General features: G+C 57.9%; 26 protein-coding genes. 24 read left to right on the top strand and 2 right to left on the bottom strand.

Annotation, left to right across the window (positions count from 1 at the left end):
- Positions 1-11 precede the first annotated feature (11 nt).
- The 22 genes from rplP (at position 12) to bfr (ending at position 11,824) form a co-directional block, all read left to right on the top strand.
- A complete protein-coding gene (gene rplP, locus A9971_RS00865) occupies positions 12-425 on the top strand; it encodes a 50S ribosomal protein L16 (RefSeq protein WP_003228729.1) in 414 nt (137 codons plus the stop codon).
- Positions 425-616 (top strand): 50S ribosomal protein L29, encoded by a 192-nt coding sequence (rpmC, locus tag A9971_RS00860; protein WP_002555481.1) that lies wholly within the window; start codon positions 425-427, stop codon positions 614-616. The genes rplP and rpmC overlap by 1 nt, the downstream gene beginning before the upstream one ends.
- 2 nt (positions 617-618) lie before the next feature.
- Positions 619-885, top strand: coding sequence for a 30S ribosomal protein S17 (gene rpsQ / locus A9971_RS00855; RefSeq protein WP_003194644.1), 267 nt, complete (start codon positions 619-621; stop codon positions 883-885).
- A gap of 23 nt (positions 886-908) precedes the next feature.
- Complete coding sequence (gene rplN / locus A9971_RS00850; RefSeq protein WP_011063774.1) at positions 909-1,277, top strand: 50S ribosomal protein L14; 369 nt, start codon at positions 909-911, stop codon at positions 1,275-1,277.
- A gap of 11 nt (positions 1,278-1,288) precedes the next feature.
- Entirely contained in the window at positions 1,289-1,603 is a 315-nt protein-coding gene (gene rplX / locus A9971_RS00845; RefSeq protein WP_010443924.1) for a 50S ribosomal protein L24, read from the top strand.
- Between the two features lie 20 nt (positions 1,604-1,623).
- The gene (rplE, locus tag A9971_RS00840) at positions 1,624-2,163 is read left to right on the top strand and encodes a 50S ribosomal protein L5 (RefSeq protein ID WP_003210069.1); all 540 of its coding nucleotides are present in this window, start codon (positions 1,624-1,626) and stop codon (positions 2,161-2,163) included.
- Positions 2,164-2,176: 13 nt separating this feature from the next.
- A complete protein-coding gene (gene rpsN / locus A9971_RS00835; protein ID WP_003228726.1) occupies positions 2,177-2,482 on the top strand; it encodes a 30S ribosomal protein S14 in 306 nt (101 codons plus the stop codon).
- A 207-nt stretch (positions 2,483-2,689) separates the two neighbouring features.
- A complete protein-coding gene (gene rpsH / locus A9971_RS00830) occupies positions 2,690-3,082 on the top strand; it encodes a 30S ribosomal protein S8 (protein ID WP_011063773.1) in 393 nt (130 codons plus the stop codon).
- Positions 3,083-3,094: 12 nt separating this feature from the next.
- The gene (gene rplF, locus A9971_RS00825; RefSeq protein ID WP_007924185.1) at positions 3,095-3,628 is read left to right on the top strand and encodes a 50S ribosomal protein L6; all 534 of its coding nucleotides are present in this window, start codon (positions 3,095-3,097) and stop codon (positions 3,626-3,628) included.
- Positions 3,629-3,638: 10 nt separating this feature from the next.
- Positions 3,639-3,989, top strand: a complete 351-nt coding sequence (gene rplR, locus A9971_RS00820) for a 50S ribosomal protein L18 (RefSeq protein WP_003186037.1) — start codon at positions 3,639-3,641, stop codon at positions 3,987-3,989.
- Between the two features lie 3 nt (positions 3,990-3,992).
- Positions 3,993-4,493, top strand: a complete 501-nt coding sequence (rpsE, locus tag A9971_RS00815; protein ID WP_007924184.1) for a 30S ribosomal protein S5 — start codon at positions 3,993-3,995, stop codon at positions 4,491-4,493.
- 2 nt (positions 4,494-4,495) lie between these two features.
- Complete coding sequence (gene rpmD, locus A9971_RS00810) at positions 4,496-4,672, top strand: 50S ribosomal protein L30 (RefSeq protein WP_003176408.1); 177 nt, start codon at positions 4,496-4,498, stop codon at positions 4,670-4,672.
- A gap of 3 nt (positions 4,673-4,675) precedes the next feature.
- Entirely contained in the window at positions 4,676-5,110 is a 435-nt protein-coding gene (gene rplO, locus A9971_RS00805) for a 50S ribosomal protein L15 (protein WP_007924183.1), read from the top strand.
- On the top strand, positions 5,111-6,439 hold the full coding sequence (secY, locus tag A9971_RS00800; RefSeq protein WP_003210064.1) for a preprotein translocase subunit SecY: 1,329 nt from the start codon (positions 5,111-5,113) through the stop codon (positions 6,437-6,439). It abuts the gene before it with no gap.
- Between the two features lie 24 nt (positions 6,440-6,463).
- Positions 6,464-6,580: a 50S ribosomal protein L36 gene (gene rpmJ / locus A9971_RS00795; protein ID WP_002555468.1), complete on the top strand. Its 117-nt coding sequence runs from the start codon at positions 6,464-6,466 to the stop codon at positions 6,578-6,580.
- A 130-nt stretch (positions 6,581-6,710) separates the two neighbouring features.
- Positions 6,711-7,067 carry a 30S ribosomal protein S13 gene (gene rpsM / locus A9971_RS00790; protein ID WP_003186020.1) on the top strand — a complete coding sequence of 119 codons (357 nt, stop codon included), beginning with the start codon at positions 6,711-6,713 and terminating at the stop codon, positions 7,065-7,067.
- A gap of 30 nt (positions 7,068-7,097) precedes the next feature.
- Positions 7,098-7,487 (top strand): 30S ribosomal protein S11, encoded by a 390-nt coding sequence (gene rpsK, locus A9971_RS00785; protein WP_007924177.1) that lies wholly within the window; start codon positions 7,098-7,100, stop codon positions 7,485-7,487.
- 18 nt (positions 7,488-7,505) lie between these two features.
- A complete protein-coding gene (rpsD, locus tag A9971_RS00780; protein ID WP_011063772.1) occupies positions 7,506-8,126 on the top strand; it encodes a 30S ribosomal protein S4 in 621 nt (206 codons plus the stop codon).
- 22 nt (positions 8,127-8,148) lie between these two features.
- On the top strand, positions 8,149-9,150 hold the full coding sequence (locus A9971_RS00775) for a DNA-directed RNA polymerase subunit alpha (protein WP_007970428.1): 1,002 nt from the start codon (positions 8,149-8,151) through the stop codon (positions 9,148-9,150).
- Positions 9,151-9,192: 42 nt separating this feature from the next.
- Positions 9,193-9,579, top strand: coding sequence for a 50S ribosomal protein L17 (gene rplQ / locus A9971_RS00770; RefSeq protein ID WP_007924175.1), 387 nt, complete (start codon positions 9,193-9,195; stop codon positions 9,577-9,579).
- Positions 9,580-9,755: 176 nt separating this feature from the next.
- Positions 9,756-11,204, top strand: coding sequence for a catalase (locus A9971_RS00765; protein ID WP_019094236.1), 1,449 nt, complete (start codon positions 9,756-9,758; stop codon positions 11,202-11,204).
- Between the two features lie 155 nt (positions 11,205-11,359).
- Positions 11,360-11,824, top strand: coding sequence for a bacterioferritin (bfr, locus tag A9971_RS00760; protein ID WP_011063770.1), 465 nt, complete (start codon positions 11,360-11,362; stop codon positions 11,822-11,824).
- Between the two features lie 118 nt (positions 11,825-11,942).
- On the opposite strand, the gene uvrA is transcribed toward bfr, so the two are convergent.
- A complete protein-coding gene (gene uvrA, locus A9971_RS00755) occupies positions 11,943-14,777 on the bottom strand; it encodes an excinuclease ABC subunit UvrA (protein WP_019094235.1) in 2,835 nt (944 codons plus the stop codon).
- Positions 14,778-14,955: 178 nt separating this feature from the next.
- On the opposite strand from uvrA, the gene A9971_RS00750 reads away from it, so the two are divergent.
- Both A9971_RS00750 and A9971_RS00745 read left to right on the top strand, forming a co-directional pair.
- Positions 14,956-16,350 carry an MFS transporter gene (locus A9971_RS00750; RefSeq protein ID WP_183001557.1) on the top strand — a complete coding sequence of 465 codons (1,395 nt, stop codon included), beginning with the start codon at positions 14,956-14,958 and terminating at the stop codon, positions 16,348-16,350.
- A 9-nt stretch (positions 16,351-16,359) separates the two neighbouring features.
- A complete protein-coding gene (locus A9971_RS00745) occupies positions 16,360-16,869 on the top strand; it encodes a single-stranded DNA-binding protein (RefSeq protein ID WP_011063767.1) in 510 nt (169 codons plus the stop codon).
- A 97-nt stretch (positions 16,870-16,966) separates the two neighbouring features.
- Here A9971_RS00745 and A9971_RS00740 read toward each other — a convergent pair whose 3' ends face one another.
- A complete protein-coding gene (locus A9971_RS00740) occupies positions 16,967-18,019 on the bottom strand; it encodes a hypothetical protein (protein WP_041752624.1) in 1,053 nt (350 codons plus the stop codon).
- Positions 18,020-18,021: the final 2 nt, after the last annotated feature.

Raw genomic sequence — 18,021 nt, 5'->3', positions numbered from 1 at the left:
GGGTACGCCAAATGTTGCAACCAAAGCGTACGAAGTTCCGCAAGCAAATGACCGGCCACAACCGTGGTCTGGCATTGCGCGGTAGCAAAGTCAGCTTCGGCGAGTTCGCGCTGAAGTCTGTTGCTCGTGGTCGTCTCACCGCTCGTCAGATCGAGTCAGCGCGTCGTGCTCTGACCCGTCACGTAAAACGTGGTGGCAAGATCTGGATCCGTGTATTCCCGGACAAGCCTATTTCCAAAAAGCCTCTCGAAGTTCGGATGGGTAAAGGTAAGGGTAACGTCGAATACTGGGTAGCCCAGATTCAGCCAGGCAAAGTCCTGTATGAAATCGAGGGTGTTTCTGAAGAGCTGGCGCGTGAGGCTTTCGCCCTGGCTGCTGCAAAGCTGCCGCTCGCCACCTCCTTTGTTAAACGGACGGTGATGTGATGAAAGCGAATGAACTTCGTGAAAAATCCGCACAGCAGCTGAACGAGCAACTGCTCGGCCTGCTGCGCGACCAGTTCAATCTGCGTATGCAGAAAGCAACTGGCCAGTTGGGGCAGTCTCATCTGCTCTCGCAAGTTAAGCGTGACATCGCTCGCGTGAAGACTGTGCTCAACCAGCAGGCAGGTAAGTAATCATGGCTGAAGCCGAAAAAACTGTCCGTACGCTGACTGGCCGTGTTGTCAGCGACAAGATGGACAAGACCATCACCGTTCTGATCGAGCGTCGCGTTAAGCACCCTATCTACGGTAAATACGTTAAGCGTTCGACTAAGCTGCACGCGCACGACGAAACCAATCAGTGCCACATCGGCGACAAAGTCACTATTCGTGAAACTCGTCCGATGGCCAAGACCAAGTCTTGGGCCCTGGTTGATGTTCTCGAACGCGCTGTGGAAGTCTAAGGGCTAGGGGTCGGAGAAATTATATGATTCAGACTCAATCCATGCTCGATGTGGCCGATAACAGCGGCGCTCGCCGCGTTATGTGCATCAAGGTGCTGGGTGGCTCCCATCGTCGTTACGCTGGTATCGGTGACATCATCAAAGTTACCGTCAAGGAAGCAATTCCTCGCGGTAAGGTGAAAAAAGGCCAAGTGATGACTGCTGTTGTAGTCCGCACTCGCCATGGTGTTCGTCGTGCAGACGGCTCCATCATCCGCTTTGATGGCAACGCTGCTGTTCTGTTGAACAACAAGCAAGAGCCGATCGGCACCCGTATCTTTGGGCCAGTGACCCGTGAACTTCGCAACGAGAAGTTCATGAAGATCGTCTCGCTCGCCCCAGAAGTGCTGTAAGGAGATCCGACATGCAAAAGATTCGTCGTGACGACGAGATCATCGTGATCGCCGGCAAAGACAAAGGTAAGCGCGGTAAGGTGCTTAAGGTTCTGGCTGACGACCGTCTGGTCGTCGGTGGCCTGAACCTGGTCAAGCGTCATACCAAGCCTAACCCGATGTCGGGCGTACAGGGCGGTATCGTCGAGAAAGAAGCGCCACTGCACGCTTCCAACGTCGCCATTTTCAACAGCGAAACCAACAAGGCTGACCGCGTTGGTTTCAAAGTAGAAGACGGCAAAAAAATTCGTGTCTTCAAGTCGACCCAAAAAGCGGTTGATGCTTGAACACTGCTAGGTAGAAGACCATGGCACGACTAAAAGAGATTTACCGGAAGGAAATCGCTCCGAAACTTAAGGAAGAACTTAAGCTTTCGAACGTGATGGAAGTTCCGCGCGTTACCAAAATCACCCTGAACATGGGTCTGGGCGAAGCAATCGGCGACAAAAAAGTCATCGAGCATGCTGTTGCTGACCTGGAAAAGATCACCGGCCAGAAAGTCGTTGTGACCTACGCTCGTAAATCCATCGCTGGCTTCAAAGTCCGCGAAGGATGGCCGATCGGCGTCAAAGTGACCCTGCGCCGTGAGCGTATGTACGAGTTCCTGGATCGTCTGCTGTCGATCTCCCTGCCTCGGGTTCGCGACTTCCGCGGCCTGAATGCCAAGTCCTTCGACGGTCGTGGCAACTACAGCATGGGCGTTAAAGAGCAGATCATTTTCCCGGAAATCGATTACGACAAGATCGATGCTCTCCGCGGTCTGGACATTACCCTGACCACCACTGCTAAGAACGATGATGAAGGCCGCGCTCTGCTGCGTGCTTTCAAATTCCCGTTCCGCAACTGATTGGAGTAGGAAAATGGCCAAGAAGAGCATGAAGAACCGTGAGCTGAAGCGTCAGCTCACCGTTGCCAAGTACGCCACCAAGCGTGCAGCGCTGAAAGCTATCATCGTGGATCTGAACGCAAGTCCAGAAGCTCGTTGGGAAGCTACCGTAGCTCTGCAGAAGCAGCCACGTGATGCAAGCGCTTCGCGCATGCGTAACCGCTGCCGCCTGACTGGTCGTCCGCACGGCGTTTACCGCAAGTTCGGCCTGGGCCGTAACAAGCTGCGTGAAGCTGCAATGCGTGGTGACGTACCAGGTCTGGTTAAAGCCAGCTGGTAATAGCTATCAAAGTCTCGGTGTTCGGGCTCGCAAGATCCCGATCGCCGGTGGCCTTGAACGTGAATCAAGCCCCTTTTGGGGCTTGATTCATTTCTGGGGTGTGTCTAGAATGACCGGCTCGCCTGAGCCCGTGTTTTTTGCCCGGAATTTCTCGGCGACAGTTGTAGCCGCAAGGCTAATTCTTTTTGTATCAGGAGCATCTAGCCCATGAGTATGCAGGACCCGTTAGCGGACATGCTAACTCGAATCCGTAATGCCCAGATGGCTGAAAAGTCCGTCGTAAGCATGCCGTCTTCCACGCTGAAGGTGGCTGTAGCAAAAGTCCTGAAGGACGAAGGTTACATCGCGGGTTATCAGATCAGCAGCGAAATCAAACCTCTGCTGTCCATCGAGCTGAAGTACTTCGAAGGCCGTCCGGTCATCGAAGAAGTGAAGCGCGTTAGCCGTCCAGGCCTGCGTCAGTACAAGTCCGTTGAAGAACTGCCGAAAGTACGTGGCGGTCTTGGCGTGTCTATCGTCTCCACCAACAAAGGTGTGATGACTGATCGTGCTGCGCGCGCTGCCGGTGTCGGCGGCGAAGTTCTTTGCACTGTGTTCTAAGGGGGGATAAGCATGTCTCGCGTCGCTAAGAACCCCGTTAAGCTGCCAGCTGGTGTCGAAGTCAAATTCGCCGGCCAACAGCTTTCGGTGAAGGGTGCCAAGGGCACTCTCGAACTGAACGTACACTCGTCCGTTGAAATTGTTCAGGAAGCTGGTGAGCTGCGTTTCGCTGCTCGCAACGGCGACCAACAAACTCGCGCAATGGCCGGTACCACTCGTGCTCTGGTAAACAACATGGTCCAAGGCGTAAGCCAAGGCTTCGAGCGCAAGCTCCAGCTGGTCGGTGTTGGTTACAAGGCACAGGCAAAAGGCACAGTGCTGAACCTGGCCCTCGGCTTCTCGCATCCAGTGGATTACGAACTGCCGGAAGGCATCACCGCTGAGACTCCTAGCCAGACCGATATCCTGATCAAGGGCATCGATAAGCAGCTGGTAGGTCAAGTGGCCGCTGAGATCCGCGACTTCCGTCCACCAGAGCCTTACAAAGGCAAAGGTGTGCGCTACGCGGACGAAGTCGTCCGTCGTAAAGAAGCCAAGAAGAAGTAGGGCATAGCAAATGACCGACAAAAAAGTTACTCGACTGCGTCGCGCTCGCAAAGCACGCCTGAAAATGCACGAACTCGAAGTCGTGCGTCTCTGCGTGTTCCGCTCTTCGCAGCACATCTACGCCCAGGTCATTTCGGCCGACGGCAACAAAGTCCTGGCAAGTGCCTCGACTTTGGATAAAGAACTGCGTGATGGCGCCACTGGCAACATCGACGCGGCCACTAAGGTTGGCCAGCTGGTCGCTACGCGTGCGAAAGCCGCTGGCGTCTCGCAGGTGGCTTTCGACCGCTCTGGCTTCAAGTACCACGGCCGCGTCAAGGCGCTGGCTGATGCTGCTCGTGAAGCTGGGCTGGAGTTCTAAGTTATGTCAAATAACGACCAAAAGCGCGACGAAGGCTACATCGAGAAGCTGGTTCAAGTTAACCGCGTAGCCAAAACCGTAAAAGGCGGCCGTATCTTCACTTTCACCGCGTTGACCGTGGTTGGTGATGGTAAGGGCCGTGTTGGCTTCGGCCGTGGCAAGTCGCGTGAAGTGCCTGCTGCGATCCAGAAGGCAATGGAAGCTGCTCGCCGCAACATGATCCAAGTTGACCTGAACGGCACCACTCTGCAGTACGCAATGAAGTCCGCTCACGGCGCTTCCAAGGTGTACATGCAGCCTGCTTCTGAAGGTACCGGTATCATCGCTGGCGGCGCTATGCGTGCTGTCCTCGAGGTAGCTGGCGTTCAGAACGTTCTGGCCAAGTGCTACGGCTCGACTAACCCAGTAAACGTGGTTCACGCCACTTTCAAGGGTTTGAAAGCAATGCAGTCCCCTGAATCCATTGCCGCCAAGCGTGGCAAAAGCGTCCAGGAGATCATCTGATCATGGCTACCGTAAAAGTAACGCTGATCAAAAGCATGACCGGCCGTATCCCTAACCACAAACTGTGCGTTAAGGGTCTGGGTCTGCGTCGCATCGGTCACACTGTAGAAGTCCAGGATACTCCCGAGAATCGCGGGATGATCAACAAGGCTTACTACATGCTGCGTGTCGAGGGTTAATCGATGAAACTCAATGATCTGAGTCCAGCGCCGGGTTCCCGTCGCGAAAAGCATCGTCCGGGCCGTGGTATCGGTAGTGGTTTGGGTAAGACTGGTGGCCGTGGTCACAAAGGTCAGACTTCCCGCTCCGGTGGCACCATTGCTCCAGGCTTTGAAGGCGGTCAACAGCCGCTGCATCGTCGCCTGCCGAAGTTCGGTTTCGTTTCCCTGAAGGCCATGGATCGCGCAGAAGTGCGTCTGTCCGAGCTGGCTAAAGTGGAAGGCGACATCGTCACCGTGCAGTCCCTGAAAGATGCCAACGTGATTAACCAAAACGTTCAGCGTGTGAAAATCATGCTGTCCGGCGAAGTTACTCGCGCTGTGACCATCAAGGGTATCGCAGCCACCAAAGGTGCGCGTGCGGCTATCGAAGCAGCTGGCGGCAAGTTCGAGGAATAAATGGCTAAGCAAGGTGCTCTCTCTGCGCTCGGCAAAGGCGGTATGTCTGAACTTTGGGCTCGTCTGCGTTTTCTGTTCTTGGCGATTATCGTCTACCGAATAGGCGCACACATCCCGGTTCCAGGTATCAACCCTGACCGACTCGCGGACCTGTTTCGACAGAATGAGGGGACCATTCTTAGCTTGTTCAACATGTTTTCCGGCGGCGCGCTGGAACGGATGAGCATCTTTGCACTGGGGATCATGCCGTATATCTCGGCATCGATCATCATGCAGCTGATGACAGCCGTCAGCCCGCAGTTGGAGCAGTTGAAGAAGGAAGGTGAAGCTGGCCGTCGCAAGATCAGCCAGTACACCCGCTACGGCACTGTCATCCTGGCCCTGGTTCAAGCTATCGGCATGTCCGTTGGCTTGGCGGGTCAGGGTGTTGCGTTCACTGGTGACTTTGGCTTCCATTTCGTCGCGGTATCCACTTTTGTGGCTGGTGCGATGTTCATGATGTGGCTGGGTGAGCAGATTACTGAGCGTGGTGTTGGCAACGGTATCTCGATGTTGATTTTCGCAGGTATCGTCGCCGGTCTTCCGAGAGCGATCGGGCAGTCTTTCGAGTCTGCACGTCAGGGTGATATCAACATTTTTGCCCTGGTTGCGATCGGTTTGCTGGCAGTAGCGATTATCGGTTTTGTGGTGTTCATTGAGCGTGGTCAGCGTCGTATTGCTGTTCATTACGCCAAGCGTCAGCAGGGCCGCAAGGTATTTGCTGCGCAGACCAGCCACTTGCCGCTGAAAGTGAATATGGCCGGTGTTATTCCTGCTATCTTCGCGAGCAGCATTTTGCTGTTTCCGGCTTCGTTGGGTGCCTGGTTCGGTCAGTCTGAAGGTATGGGCTGGTTGCAGGACATCTCGCAGTCGATCGCTCCTGGTCAGCCGTTGAATATTCTGCTGTTTAGTGCAGGGATTATTTTCTTCTGCTTCTTCTATACGGCGTTGATGTTCAATCCGAAAGACGTAGCGGAAAACCTGAAGAAGTCCGGTGCCTTTATTCCGGGCATCCGTCCAGGTGAGCAGTCGGCGCGCTACATTGATGGCGTTCTGACTCGTTTGACCATGTTCGGTGCTCTATATATGACGGCCGTCTGCCTGTTGCCCCAGTTTCTGGTGGTTGCTGCAAACGTTCCGTTCTACCTTGGCGGGACCTCGTTGCTGATCGTGGTCGTGGTTGTTATGGACTTTATGTCGCAAGTACAATCGCACCTCGTTTCCCACCAGTACGAATCCCTGATGAAGAAAGCCAACCTGAAGGGTTACGGCAGCGGCATGCTGCGCTAATCCATAAGGTTCGAGGAGTTGGTGATGAAAGTTCGTGCATCGGTGAAAAAGCTGTGCCGTAACTGCAAGATTATTCGCCGCGAAGGTGTTGTTCGAGTAATTTGCAGCGCGGAACCGCGTCACAAACAGCGCCAAGGCTGAGTGTGATTGTGCTTCAAGCCCGGCAGCTAGTGCGCTGCCGGGTTGATTATTTGTTATTACAGCGATATTATCTCGCGCCCTATTTCTTGGCTTCCGGGGCGTAGGTAGCTGTCAATTGGAGTCCCACTGAATGGCCCGTATTGCAGGCGTTAACATTCCAGATAACAAGCATACTGTTATCTCGCTGACCTACATCTATGGTGTTGGTCGCACTACTGCGCAGAAAATCTGCGCGGTGACTGGGGTCAACCCAGCTGCGAAGATCAAGGATCTGAGCGACGAGCAAATTGAACAGCTGCGTGGCGAAGTGGCGAAGTTCACCACTGAAGGTGACCTGCGTCGCGAAATCAACATGAAAATCAAACGCTTGATGGATCTGGGCTGCTACCGCGGTCTGCGCCATCGTCGTGGTCTTCCAGTGCGCGGTCAGCGTACCAAGACCAACGCGCGTACTCGCAAAGGTCCGCGTAAGCCGATCCGCAAGTAATCGCACCAGCGAATCGACAGGAATTTAGTCATGGCAAAACCTGCTGCTCGTCCTCGTAAAAAGATTAAAAAGACAGTGGTTGATGGCATCGCCCACATCCACGCGTCTTTCAACAACACCATCGTGACCATCACCGACCGTCAAGGTAACGCTCTTTCCTGGGCAACCTCCGGTGGTTCGGGTTTCCGCGGTTCTCGCAAGTCCACCCCGTTCGCTGCTCAAGTAGCTGCTGAGCGTGCTGGTCAAGCTGCGCTGGAATATGGCCTGAAAAACCTCGACGTCAACGTCAAGGGTCCAGGTCCAGGTCGTGAATCCGCAGTCCGCGCTTTGAACGGCTGTGGCTACAAGATCGCCAGCATCACCGACGTGACGCCAATCCCGCACAACGGGTGCCGTCCGCCGAAGAAGCGCCGCGTGTAATCCAGGAGATTGTAAAGAATGGCTCGTTACATTGGTCCAAAATGCAAACTGGCTCGTCGCGAAGGCACCGATCTCTTCCTGAAGAGCGGCGTGCGCGCTATCGAATCCAAGTGCAACATCGAAGCAGCTCCTGGCATCCACGGCCAGCGTCGCGGTCGTCAATCCGACTACGGCACCCAGCTGCGTGAAAAGCAAAAAGTTCGTCGTATCTACGGCGTACTCGAGCGTCAATTCAGCGGCTACTACAAACAAGCAGCTGGCAAGAAGGGCGCAACCGGCGAAAACCTGTTGCAACTGCTCGAATGCCGTCTGGACAACGTTGTGTACCGCATGGGCTTCGGTTCTACTCGTGCCGAATCCCGTCAGCTGGTATCGCACAAGTCGATCAGCGTGAACGGTCAGACCGTTAACGTTCCGTCCTACCAGGTTCGTGCTGGTGACGTGGTCGCTGTTCGCGAGAAAGCAAAAAATCAACTTCGCATTGTCCAAGCTCTCGATCTGTGTGCTCAACGTGGCCGCGTAGAATGGGTAGAAGTAGACACTGAGAAGAAGTCGGGCGTTTTCAAGAACGTTCCAGCTCGCAGTGATCTGTCCGCCGACATCAACGAAAGCCTGATTGTCGAGCTCTACTCCAAGTAAGGGCTAGAAAATAGGTGCATCCATGCAGATTTCGGTAAATGAGTTCCTGACACCCCGCCACATTGATGTGCAGGTTGTCAGTCCAACCCGCGCCAAGATCACCCTCGAGCCTCTCGAGCGTGGTTTTGGCCACACCCTGGGCAACGCGCTGCGCCGCATCCTGTTGTCCTCAATGCCCGGCTGTGCAGTAGTCGAGGCCGAGATTGACGGTGTGCTCCACGAGTACAGCGCCATCGAAGGTGTACAGGAAGACGTAATTGAAATCCTGTTGAACCTTAAAGGTCTGGCTATCAAGCTGCACGGCCGTGACGAAGTTACGCTGACCTTGTCGAAGAAGGGTTCGGGGGTGGTTACCGCTGCCGATATTCAGCTGGATCATGATGTCGAGATCGTTAATCCCGATCACGTAATCGCTAACCTGGCGTCTAACGGCGCCCTGAACATGAAGCTCGTAGTAGCTCGTGGTCGTGGTTATGAACCGGCCGACTCGCGTCAGAGCGATGAAGACGAAAGCCGCAGCATTGGTCGCTTGCAGCTCGACTCTTCGTTCAGCCCGGTTCGCCGTATCGCATACGTGGTTGAAAATGCCCGTGTCGAGCAGCGTACTAACCTGGACAAGCTGGTTATTGATCTGGAAACCAACGGTACTCTGGATCCTGAAGAGGCTATCCGTCGTGCTGCAACCATCCTGCAACAGCAGTTGGCTGCGTTCGTCGACCTCAAGGGTGACAGTGAGCCAGTGGTAGTCGAGCAGGAAGACGAGATCGATCCGATCCTGCTTCGCCCGGTTGACGATCTGGAACTGACTGTACGTTCGGCTAACTGCCTTAAGGCGGAAAACATTTACTACATCGGCGACCTGATTCAGCGTACCGAAGTAGAACTGTTGAAGACTCCGAACCTGGGCAAGAAATCCTTGACTGAAATCAAGGACGTTCTGGCCTCCCGCGGTCTGTCCCTCGGCATGCGCCTCGACAACTGGCCGCCTGCAAGTCTTAAGAAGGACGACAAGGCGACTGCCTGATCGTCGTAATCACCGAACGTTGTGTTTGGTAAGGAATGAACCATGCGTCATCGTAAAAGTGGGCGTCACCTGAGCCGCACCAGCTCGCACCGCAAGGCCATGTTCCAGAACATGGCGGTGTCGCTGTTCGAGCACGAGCTGATCAAAACTACACTGCCGAAAGCTAAAGAACTGCGCCGCGTTGCCGAGCCGCTGATCACTTTGGCCAAGACAGACAGCCTGGCTAACCGCCGTCTGGCTTTCGACCGTACTCGTTCGAAAGCTATCGTTGGTAAGCTCTTCAACGACCTGGGCAAGCGCTACGCTACCCGTGAGGGTGGCTACCTGCGCATCCTCAAGTGCGGTTTCCGCGCTGGCGACAACGCTCCTATGGCGTACGTTGAACTGGTTGATCGTGCTGTCGGCGGTGAAGCTGTATCCGCTGAGTAAGACGTCAGTCTGAAACAAGGAACCGGGCCTAGCGCCCGGTTTTTTGTGTCTGCCTATATTGGATATTTCTATCGTTAGCTAATGTGTAATGCATTGGATGTTGTAACACTGGTGGTCAATACTCTTTGTCAGCCGATTAGCCGGCAGTTTCACAGACTGACAGAGGAAGATTGAGCATGAGCCAGACCAAAACTCTTACTACCGCAAGTGGCGCTCCTGTCGCTGATAACCAGAACTCTCGTTCCGCCGGCCCCCGAGGCCCTCTGCTTCTCGACGATTTTCACCTGATCGAAAAGCTCGCCCATTTCAACCGCGAGAATATTCCCGAGCGTCGCGTGCACGCCAAGGGTTCAGGCGCCTATGGCACTTTCACCGTTTCTCGTGATATCACCGAATACACCAGCGCCAAGTTGTTTGAGGCGGTAGGCAAGAAGACTCCGACCTTCCTGCGTTTTTCCACGGTAGGCGGCGAGCGTGGTTCGGCAGACACCGAGCGTGACCCACGCGGCTTTGCCCTCAAGTTCTACACCGAAGAAGGCAACTGGGACATCGTAGGCAACAACACCCCGGTTTTCTTCATTCGCGACCCGCTGAAGTTTCCCGACTTTATCCACACCCAGAAGCGCTTGCCCCAGAGCAATCTGAAAAGTGCCCAGATGATGTGGGATTTCTGGTCCCATTCGCCCGAGGCGCTGCACCAGGTAACCATTCTGTTTTCCGATCGAGGTATTCCGGACGGCTACCGCCACATGCATGGCTTTGGCAGCCACACCTACAGCCTGATCAACGCCAAGGGTGAGCGGCACTGGGTCAAGTGGCACTACAAGACCAAGCAGGGCATCAAGAACCTGGCGCCGGCTGACGCAGCGCGCCTGGCCGGTACCGATCCTGATTACGCCCAGCGCGACCTGTTCAATGCGATCGAGCGCGGTGAGTTTCCGAAATGGAGCGTGTGCATTCAGGTCATGACCGAAGCTCAAGCCGCCGCGCATTACGAGAATCCCTTCGATGTGACCAAGACCTGGTCGCAGAAAGAGTTCCCGCTGATCGAAGTGGGTGAGCTGGAACTGAACCGCAACCCGTTGAATTACTTTGCAGAGGTCGAGCAGGCTGCATTCGGCCCTAGCAACATGGTACCTGGGGTAGGTCTTTCGCCGGATCGCATGCTGCAAGGCCGAGTATTCGCATACGCCGACGCGCATCGCTACCGTGTGGGTACCAACCACCAACAGTTGCCGGTGAACGCTCCATTGAGCCCGGTGAACAGCTACCAGCGCGACGGCTCCATGGCTTTCGGTACCAATGGTGGTGCGGCGCCTAACTACGAGCCCAACAGCTATGGCGATGCGCCGAAGCAGGCTCCACGTTATGCCGAGCCGGCCCTGGCACTCAGCGGTGCTGCGGACCGCTACGATCATCGTGAAGACACCGACTACTACAGCCACGCTGGTGCGTTGTTCCGCCTGATGAACGATGAGCAGAAGGCATTGCTGATCAATAACATCGCGGGCGCCATGGCTGGAGTGACGGCTGATGTGGTTGATCGGCAGTTGCAGCATTTCTACAAGGCCGACCCGGCTTACGGCGAAGGCATCGCCAAAGCTTTGGGCGTATCGCTCAAGTAAGTCTAAATAAGAAGCAGAACCGCCCTCATTAGGGCGGTTTTTGCGTTATTTCTACTGGTTTTCTCAGATATTCTTCACTTTTTCAGCTATTTCTAAGTGACCTGCAAGTCAGCTTGGTTCAAACTATCCACTTTCAAGCAGGGAGATGTAGGGCGATGCAAGGTCACCCGGACGTAATCGATTACCTCAACACGTTGCTGACGGGCGAGCTGGCAGCACGAGACCAATATTTCATCCACTCGCGGATGTACGAAGACTGGGGCTTTACCAAGCTCTATGAGCGTATCAACCATGAAATGGAAGAAGAGGCGCAACACGCCGACGCCCTGATGCGCCGCATCCTGATGCTCGAAGGCACTCCGCGCATGCGCCCTGACGATCTCGACACCGGAACCACGGTGCCGGAGATGCTGGCCAGCGACCTGCGCCTGGAATACAAGGTGCGCGCCGCGTTGTGTAAAGGCATCGAGCTGTGCGAGTTGCACAAGGACTATGTCAGCCGCGACATCTTGCGCATCCAGCTGGCGGATACCGAGGAAGATCACACCTACTGGCTGGAGAAGCAGTTGGGCCTGATCAAGTCCATCGGCCTGGAGAACTACCTGCAATCGCAGTTCTGATTGCGTTAGGTGTTGCTGCCTGTTCGCGAGCAAAGCTCGCTCCTGCGGGAAGCGCAGCAACCCCTAGAGACAAAAAAGCCCCTGGCACCGTCAAGTGCCAGGGGCTTTTTCATGGGCCTCAGGCGCGGTCGCGGGTCAGCAACGGCTTGAGGTAGTGCCCGGTATGGGACTGCGGCATCTCCGCAACCTGCTCCGGGGTGCCCACGGCAATGATCTGGCCGCCCTTGGAACCGCCTTCCGGCCCCAGGTCCACCAGCCAGTCGGCGGTCTTGATCACATCCAGGTTGTGTTCGATCACCACCACGGTGTTGCCGTGATCGCGCAGGCGGTGCAGTACGTCCAGCAACTGCTGGATATCCGCAAAGTGCAGGCCCGTGGTCGGCTCATCAAGGATATACAGAGTCTTGCCGGTGTCGCGCTTGGACAGCTCGCGAGACAACTTGACCCGCTGCGCTTCGCCACCGGACAGGGTCGTCGCCGACTGCCCCAACTTGATGTAGGACAGGCCCACATCCATCAGGGTCTGCAGCTTGCGCGCCAGGGCAGGCACCGGGTCGAAGAACTCCCTGGCTTCCTCGATGGTCATTTCCAGCACCTCGTGGATGCTCTTGCCCTTGTACTTGATTTCCAGGGTTTCGCGATTGTAGCGCTTGCTCTTGCACACGTCGCAGGGCACGTAGATGTCCGGCAGGAAGTGCATTTCCACCTTGATCAGGCCATCGCCCTGGCAAGCCTCGCAGCGCCCACCCTTGACGTTGAAGGAGAAGCGACCGGGCCCGTAGCCCCGGGAGCGCGACTCGGGTACCCCGGCGAACAGCTCGCGGATCGGGGTGAACAGCCCGGTGTAGGTCGCCGGGTTGGAGCGCGGAGTCCGGCCGATCGGGCTCTGGTCGATATCCACTACCTTGTCCAGGTGCTGCAGGCCGTTGATGCTGTCGTGTGGCGCGGCTTCCAGGGTGGTGGCGCCATTCAGTGCGGTGGCGCTCAAGGGGAACAGGGTGTTGTTGATCAGGGTCGACTTGCCCGAGCCCGATACCCCAGTGACGCAGGTCAGCAGGCCAATGGGGATCTCCAGGTCGACATTGCGCAGGTTGTTGCCGCGAGCGCCCTTGAGGGTCAGGGAGAGCTTCTTGTTGCGCGGCGTGCGCTTGGCCGGCACCACGATCTTCACCCGGCCCGAGAGGTATTTACCGGTCAGGGAGTCCGGATGGGCCATGACCTCTGCGGCGGTGCCTTCGGCAACGATTCGCCCGCCGTGCACACCGGCCCCCGGGCCGATATCGACGACATAGTCGGCCAGGCGAATGGCGTCTTCATCGTGTTCAACCACGATCACCGTGTTGCCGATGTCGCGCAGGTGTTTCAGGGTTCCCAGCAGGCGATCGTTGTCCCGCTGATGCAGGCCGATGGACGGCTCGTCGAGGATGTACATCACCCCCACCAGGCCGGCGCCGATCTGGCTGGCCAGGCGGATACGCTGGGCTTCGCCGCCGGACAGGGTGTCCGCGCTGCGGTCCAGGGTCAGGTAGTCGAGCCCGACGTTGACCAGGAACTGCAGGCGCTCGCGGATTTCCTTGAGGATCTTGTCGGCGATTTCGCCACGGCGCCCGGTGAGTTTCAGGGTGCCGAAATAATCGGTGGCGTCGCCGATGGGCAGGCTGGTGACTGCCGGCAGGGTTTTCTCGCCCACCCAGACGTGCCGCGCTTCGCGACGCAGGCGGGTGCCACGGCAATCCGGGCAGGGCTGGGTGCTGAGGAACTTGGCCAGCTCTTCACGCACGGTGGCCGACTCGGTTTCCCGGTAGCGGCGCTCCAGATTCGGCACTATCCCTTCGAACGGGTGGGAGCGCTTGACGATGTCGCCCCGGTCGTTGAGGTATTTGAAGTCGACGTTCTGGGTGCCGCTGCCGTGCAGGATGACCTTCTGCTGATCCGCCGGCAGTTGGTTGAACGGTACTTCCAGGCTGAAGCCGTAATGAGAGGCCAGCGAACCGAGCATCTGGAAGTAATAGACGTTGCGCCGGTCCCAGCCGCGTATCGCCCCTTCGGCCAGGGTCAGCTCGCCATTGACCAGGCGCTTGATGTCGAAGAACTGCTTGACCCCCAGCCCGTCGCAGGTCGGGCAGGCACCGGCCGGGTTGTTGAAGGAGAACAGCTTGGGTTCCAGTTCGCTGATGGCGTGGCCGCAGATCGGGCAGGCGAAGCGCGCGGAGAAGATCATCTCCTCTCCCGGCTCGTCGTCCATCGGCGCCACCAGGGCAATCCCGTCCGCCAGTTTCAAGGCGGTTTCAAAGGATTCGGCCAGGCGCTGCTGCAGGTCGGCGCGGACCTTGAAGCGGTCGACCACCACATCGATGGAGTGCTTCTTCTGTTTATCCAGCTTCGGCAGCTCGTCCAGCTCGAACAGCTTGCCGTTGACCCGGGCGCGAACGAAGCCCTGGGCTCGCAACTCTTCGAAGACCGACAGATGTTCGCCCTTGCGCTCGCGGATCACCGGGGCCAGCAGCATCAGCTTGCTGCCTTCGGGCTGGGCCAGCACCAGGTCGACCATCTGGCTGACGGTCTGGGCTTCCAGGGGGATGTCGTGGTCCGGGCAGCGTGGAGTACCGACGCGGGCATAGAGCAGGCGCAGGTAGTCGTAGATCTCGGTGATGGTGCCGACGGTGGAGCGCGGGTTGTGGGAGGTGGATTTCTGTTCGATGGAAATCGCCGGCGAGAGGCCTTCGATGGTGTCGACATCGGGCTTTTCCATCATCGACAGGAACTGTCGGGCATAGGCCGAGAGCGACTCGACATAGCGGCGCTGGCCTTCGGCATACAGCGTGTCGAAAGCCAGGGACGACTTGCCGGACCCAGACAGCCCGGTGATGACGATCAACTTGTCCCGCGGCAGGGTCAGGTCGATGTTCTTCAGGTTGTGGGTGCGGGCCCCACGAATCAGAATCTTGTCCAAAAGTGGCCTCGATCGGCGGGCGTAAAGGCAGGAGTATAAAACCAAACACTGGATGGATGCACACTATCGTTCGGCGCTTTTTTGATCGCTGGCATGGGCTGCGCGGCAAAGCGTCGCCATATACCCCCTCAATCGATCCGACTGGTAGAATCGCCGCCGGTTCACATGAGGTTTATCCATGCACGATCCCCACAACGAACGCATGAGTGGCAGCGAGACCCGCGCGGCAAGCGGGCTGGCCCTGGTGTTCGCCTTCCGTATGCTTGGCATGTTCATGGTACTGCCGGTCCTGGCGACCTATGGAATGGATCTCGCAGGAGCGACCCCGACCCTGATCGGGCTGGCGATTGGTGCCTATGGCCTGACCCAGGCAGTGTTCCAGATTCCCTTCGGGATCATTTCCGACCGTATCGGTCGTCGTCCGGTTATCTACCTGGGGTTGATCGTGTTCGCCCTGGGCAGTGTGCTGGCGGCCAACGCCGATTCGATCTGGGGGGTGATCGCCGGGCGTATCCTGCAGGGCGCCGGCGCAATTTCCGCGGCGGTGATGGCGCTGCTTTCCGACCTGACCCGCGAACAGCACCGGACCAAGGCCATGGCCATGATTGGCATGACCATCGGTCTGTCCTTTGCCGTGGCCATGGTGGTTGGCCCGCTGCTGACCCGCAGTTTCGGGCTTTCGGGGCTGTTCCTGGCCACCGGGGCCATGGCCCTGGTGGGCATTCTGATCATCGCCTTCATGGTGCCGCGCTCAACCGGGCCGCTGCAGCACCGGGAATCCGGAGTGGCGCGCCAGGCGCTGATCCCGACCCTCAAGCACCCCGATCTGCTGCGCCTGGATCTTGGTATCTTCGTGTTGCACGCGATGCTCATGTCGAGCTTCGTGGCCTTGCCCCTGGCGCTGGTGGAAAAAGCCGGCCTGCCCAAGGAGCAGCACTGGTGGGTCTACCTCACCGCACTGCTGATTTCGTTCTTCGCCATGATCCCGTTCATCATCTACGGCGAGAAGAAACGCAAAATGAAACGAGTTCTGTTGGGCGCGGTCAGTACGCTGCTGCTCACCGAGCTATTCTTCTGGGAGTTCGGCGACAGCCTGCGGGCGCTGGTGATTGGTACCGTGGTGTTCTTCACCGCGTTCAACCTGCTGGAAGCGTCCTTGCCGTCGCTGATCAGCAAGGTTTCGCCGGCGGGTGGTAAAGGAACGGCGATGGGGGTGTATTCCACCAGCCAGTTCCTCGGTTCGGCACTGGGCGGCATCCTCGGCGGCTGGTTGTTCCAGCATGGCGGTTTGTCGGCTGTGTTCCTTGGATGCGCAGTCCTGGCTGCACTCTGGCTGGCCTTTGCTGTTACCATGCGCGAGCCCCCGTATGTGACGAGCCTGCGCTTGCCGGTATCGCCCGAAGCGATCCGCGAAGCCGGCCTGGTCGAGCGCCTGAAGGCCGTTGTTGGGGTAACAGATGCCGTAGTGGTGGCCGAAGAGGCCGCCATTTACATCAAATTGGACACCGAATTATTGGATCGCACGACCCTCGAGCAGCTGGTCAATCCAGCGCCGTCGGCGAGCGAAGCCTAGGAGAACGTTATGGCCCGTGGGGTTAACAAAGTCATATTGGTCGGCACTTGCGGCCAGGATCCCGAAGTTCGCTACCTGCCTAACGGTAACGCCGTGACCAACCTGAGTCTGGCCACCAGCGAGCAGTGGACCGACAAGCAGACCGGTCAGAAGGTCGAGCGCACCGAGTGGCACCGCGTGTCGATGTTCGGCAAGGTCGCGGAGATCGCCGGTGAATACCTGCGCAAAGGTTCGCAGGTCTACATCGAGGGCAAGCTGCAGACCCGCGAGTGGGAAAAAGACGGTATCAAGCGCTACACCACCGAAATCATCGTCGACATGCAGGGCACCATGCAGCTGCTGGGTGGCCGTCCACAGGGCGACCAGCAAGGCCAGGGCGGCATGTCCAACTCGGCACCGCGTCCACAGCAGTCCCGTCCTGCTCCGCAGCCACAGCGTGAGTCGCGTCCAGCGCCACAGCAGGCCGCTCCGCAGCCGGCTCCGGACTTCGACAGCTTCGATGACGATATTCCGTTCTGATCGCTGTTTTCAGCGTTCAGCATCGATAAAAACGGGGCCATGCAGATGGCCCCGTTTTTTTATGCCCGGGTTTAACCGGTGTGCCGCATCACTCAGCTCAAAGCGCCACTCGCCGCAGTCGGCCGCTCAGTGCGACCACCTGCTGCTCCGGCGTCGGAATCGGCCGCCCACTCAGGCCCATGCCTTCACTCACCAGCACCGCGTCTCCGACGCAGCACAGGTTGGAAGGCGTATCCAGGCCCTTGGCGAGTACTTGCACGCTGCGTTGCTGCAAATCGCAGCGCAGCAGGCGGCCGCTGAAGCGGGCGAAGCCGCCGTGCAGGACTTCGCCGGCCCAGTCCGGCGGCAACGGTTGCAGCAGCCGGTCGCACAGTTCCAGCACCAGGATCCGCTCCTGCGGGTCCAGCGCCAGCCCGGTGGGCAGTTGCAGTCCGCGAATCAGCACCTCGATCCTGCCGCTCTCGGGCCAGACCCGGATCACCTGGCCCGCCTTGTCGGCGAAGTCGATACCCATCCGCGCCGGGTCCCGGCGCAGCTCGCCGGAGAACAGGCTGATCAGCACGGCATCCGTCTGCGGCTCGTGCACCAGGGTCACCGGGACGGCTTCCTGGCCCTGATCCAGATCGGGCAGTTGCGCCAGGACTTGTTCACCGCCTTCGGTGAACTCCACCAGTTGGTTGCTATCGGGCTTGACCGCCAGCCAGCTGCGGCGCGACGGGTGATAGCACAGCGAGTTGAGGTTGCCGCGACTATGGAACAGCGGCTCGGGCGGGTTGTATTGCAGGTCCAGCAGCTTGGAGCCGGCGACGTAGTCGGTTTGGCTGGCCAGGCAGCGCCCGTCGCCCAGGGCGATGTCCGACAGGCCCATGATTTCGTCGCGCAGCATGCGCGATTGCATGTTCATCGAACGAAAACCCTGAGCCACGACCTGGGGCGGCAGGTAGGCGCCCGGCTGGCCCGGATCCGGACGCAGGCGGCTGATGCGGCCGCTGAACGGCTGGTCCGGCAGGCCCGAGCCGGCTTCCGCCAGCAGCAGGCTGCCATCGCCTTGCAGGCAAACCCCGCGAGGGTTGAGCAGGCCCTCGGCGATGACGTGATCCGGTCGCAGCACCTGCTCGAGCTGGGTGGGAATATGCAGAGCAACGGGCATGG

It is taken from the genome of Pseudomonas sp. UME65, from assembly GCF_014170225.1.
Taxonomy (GTDB): Bacteria; Pseudomonadota; Gammaproteobacteria; order Pseudomonadales; family Pseudomonadaceae; genus Aquipseudomonas; species Aquipseudomonas protegens.
The sequence above is the reverse complement of the archived record's forward strand: the minus strand, read 5'-3'. Positions and strand labels throughout refer to the sequence as shown.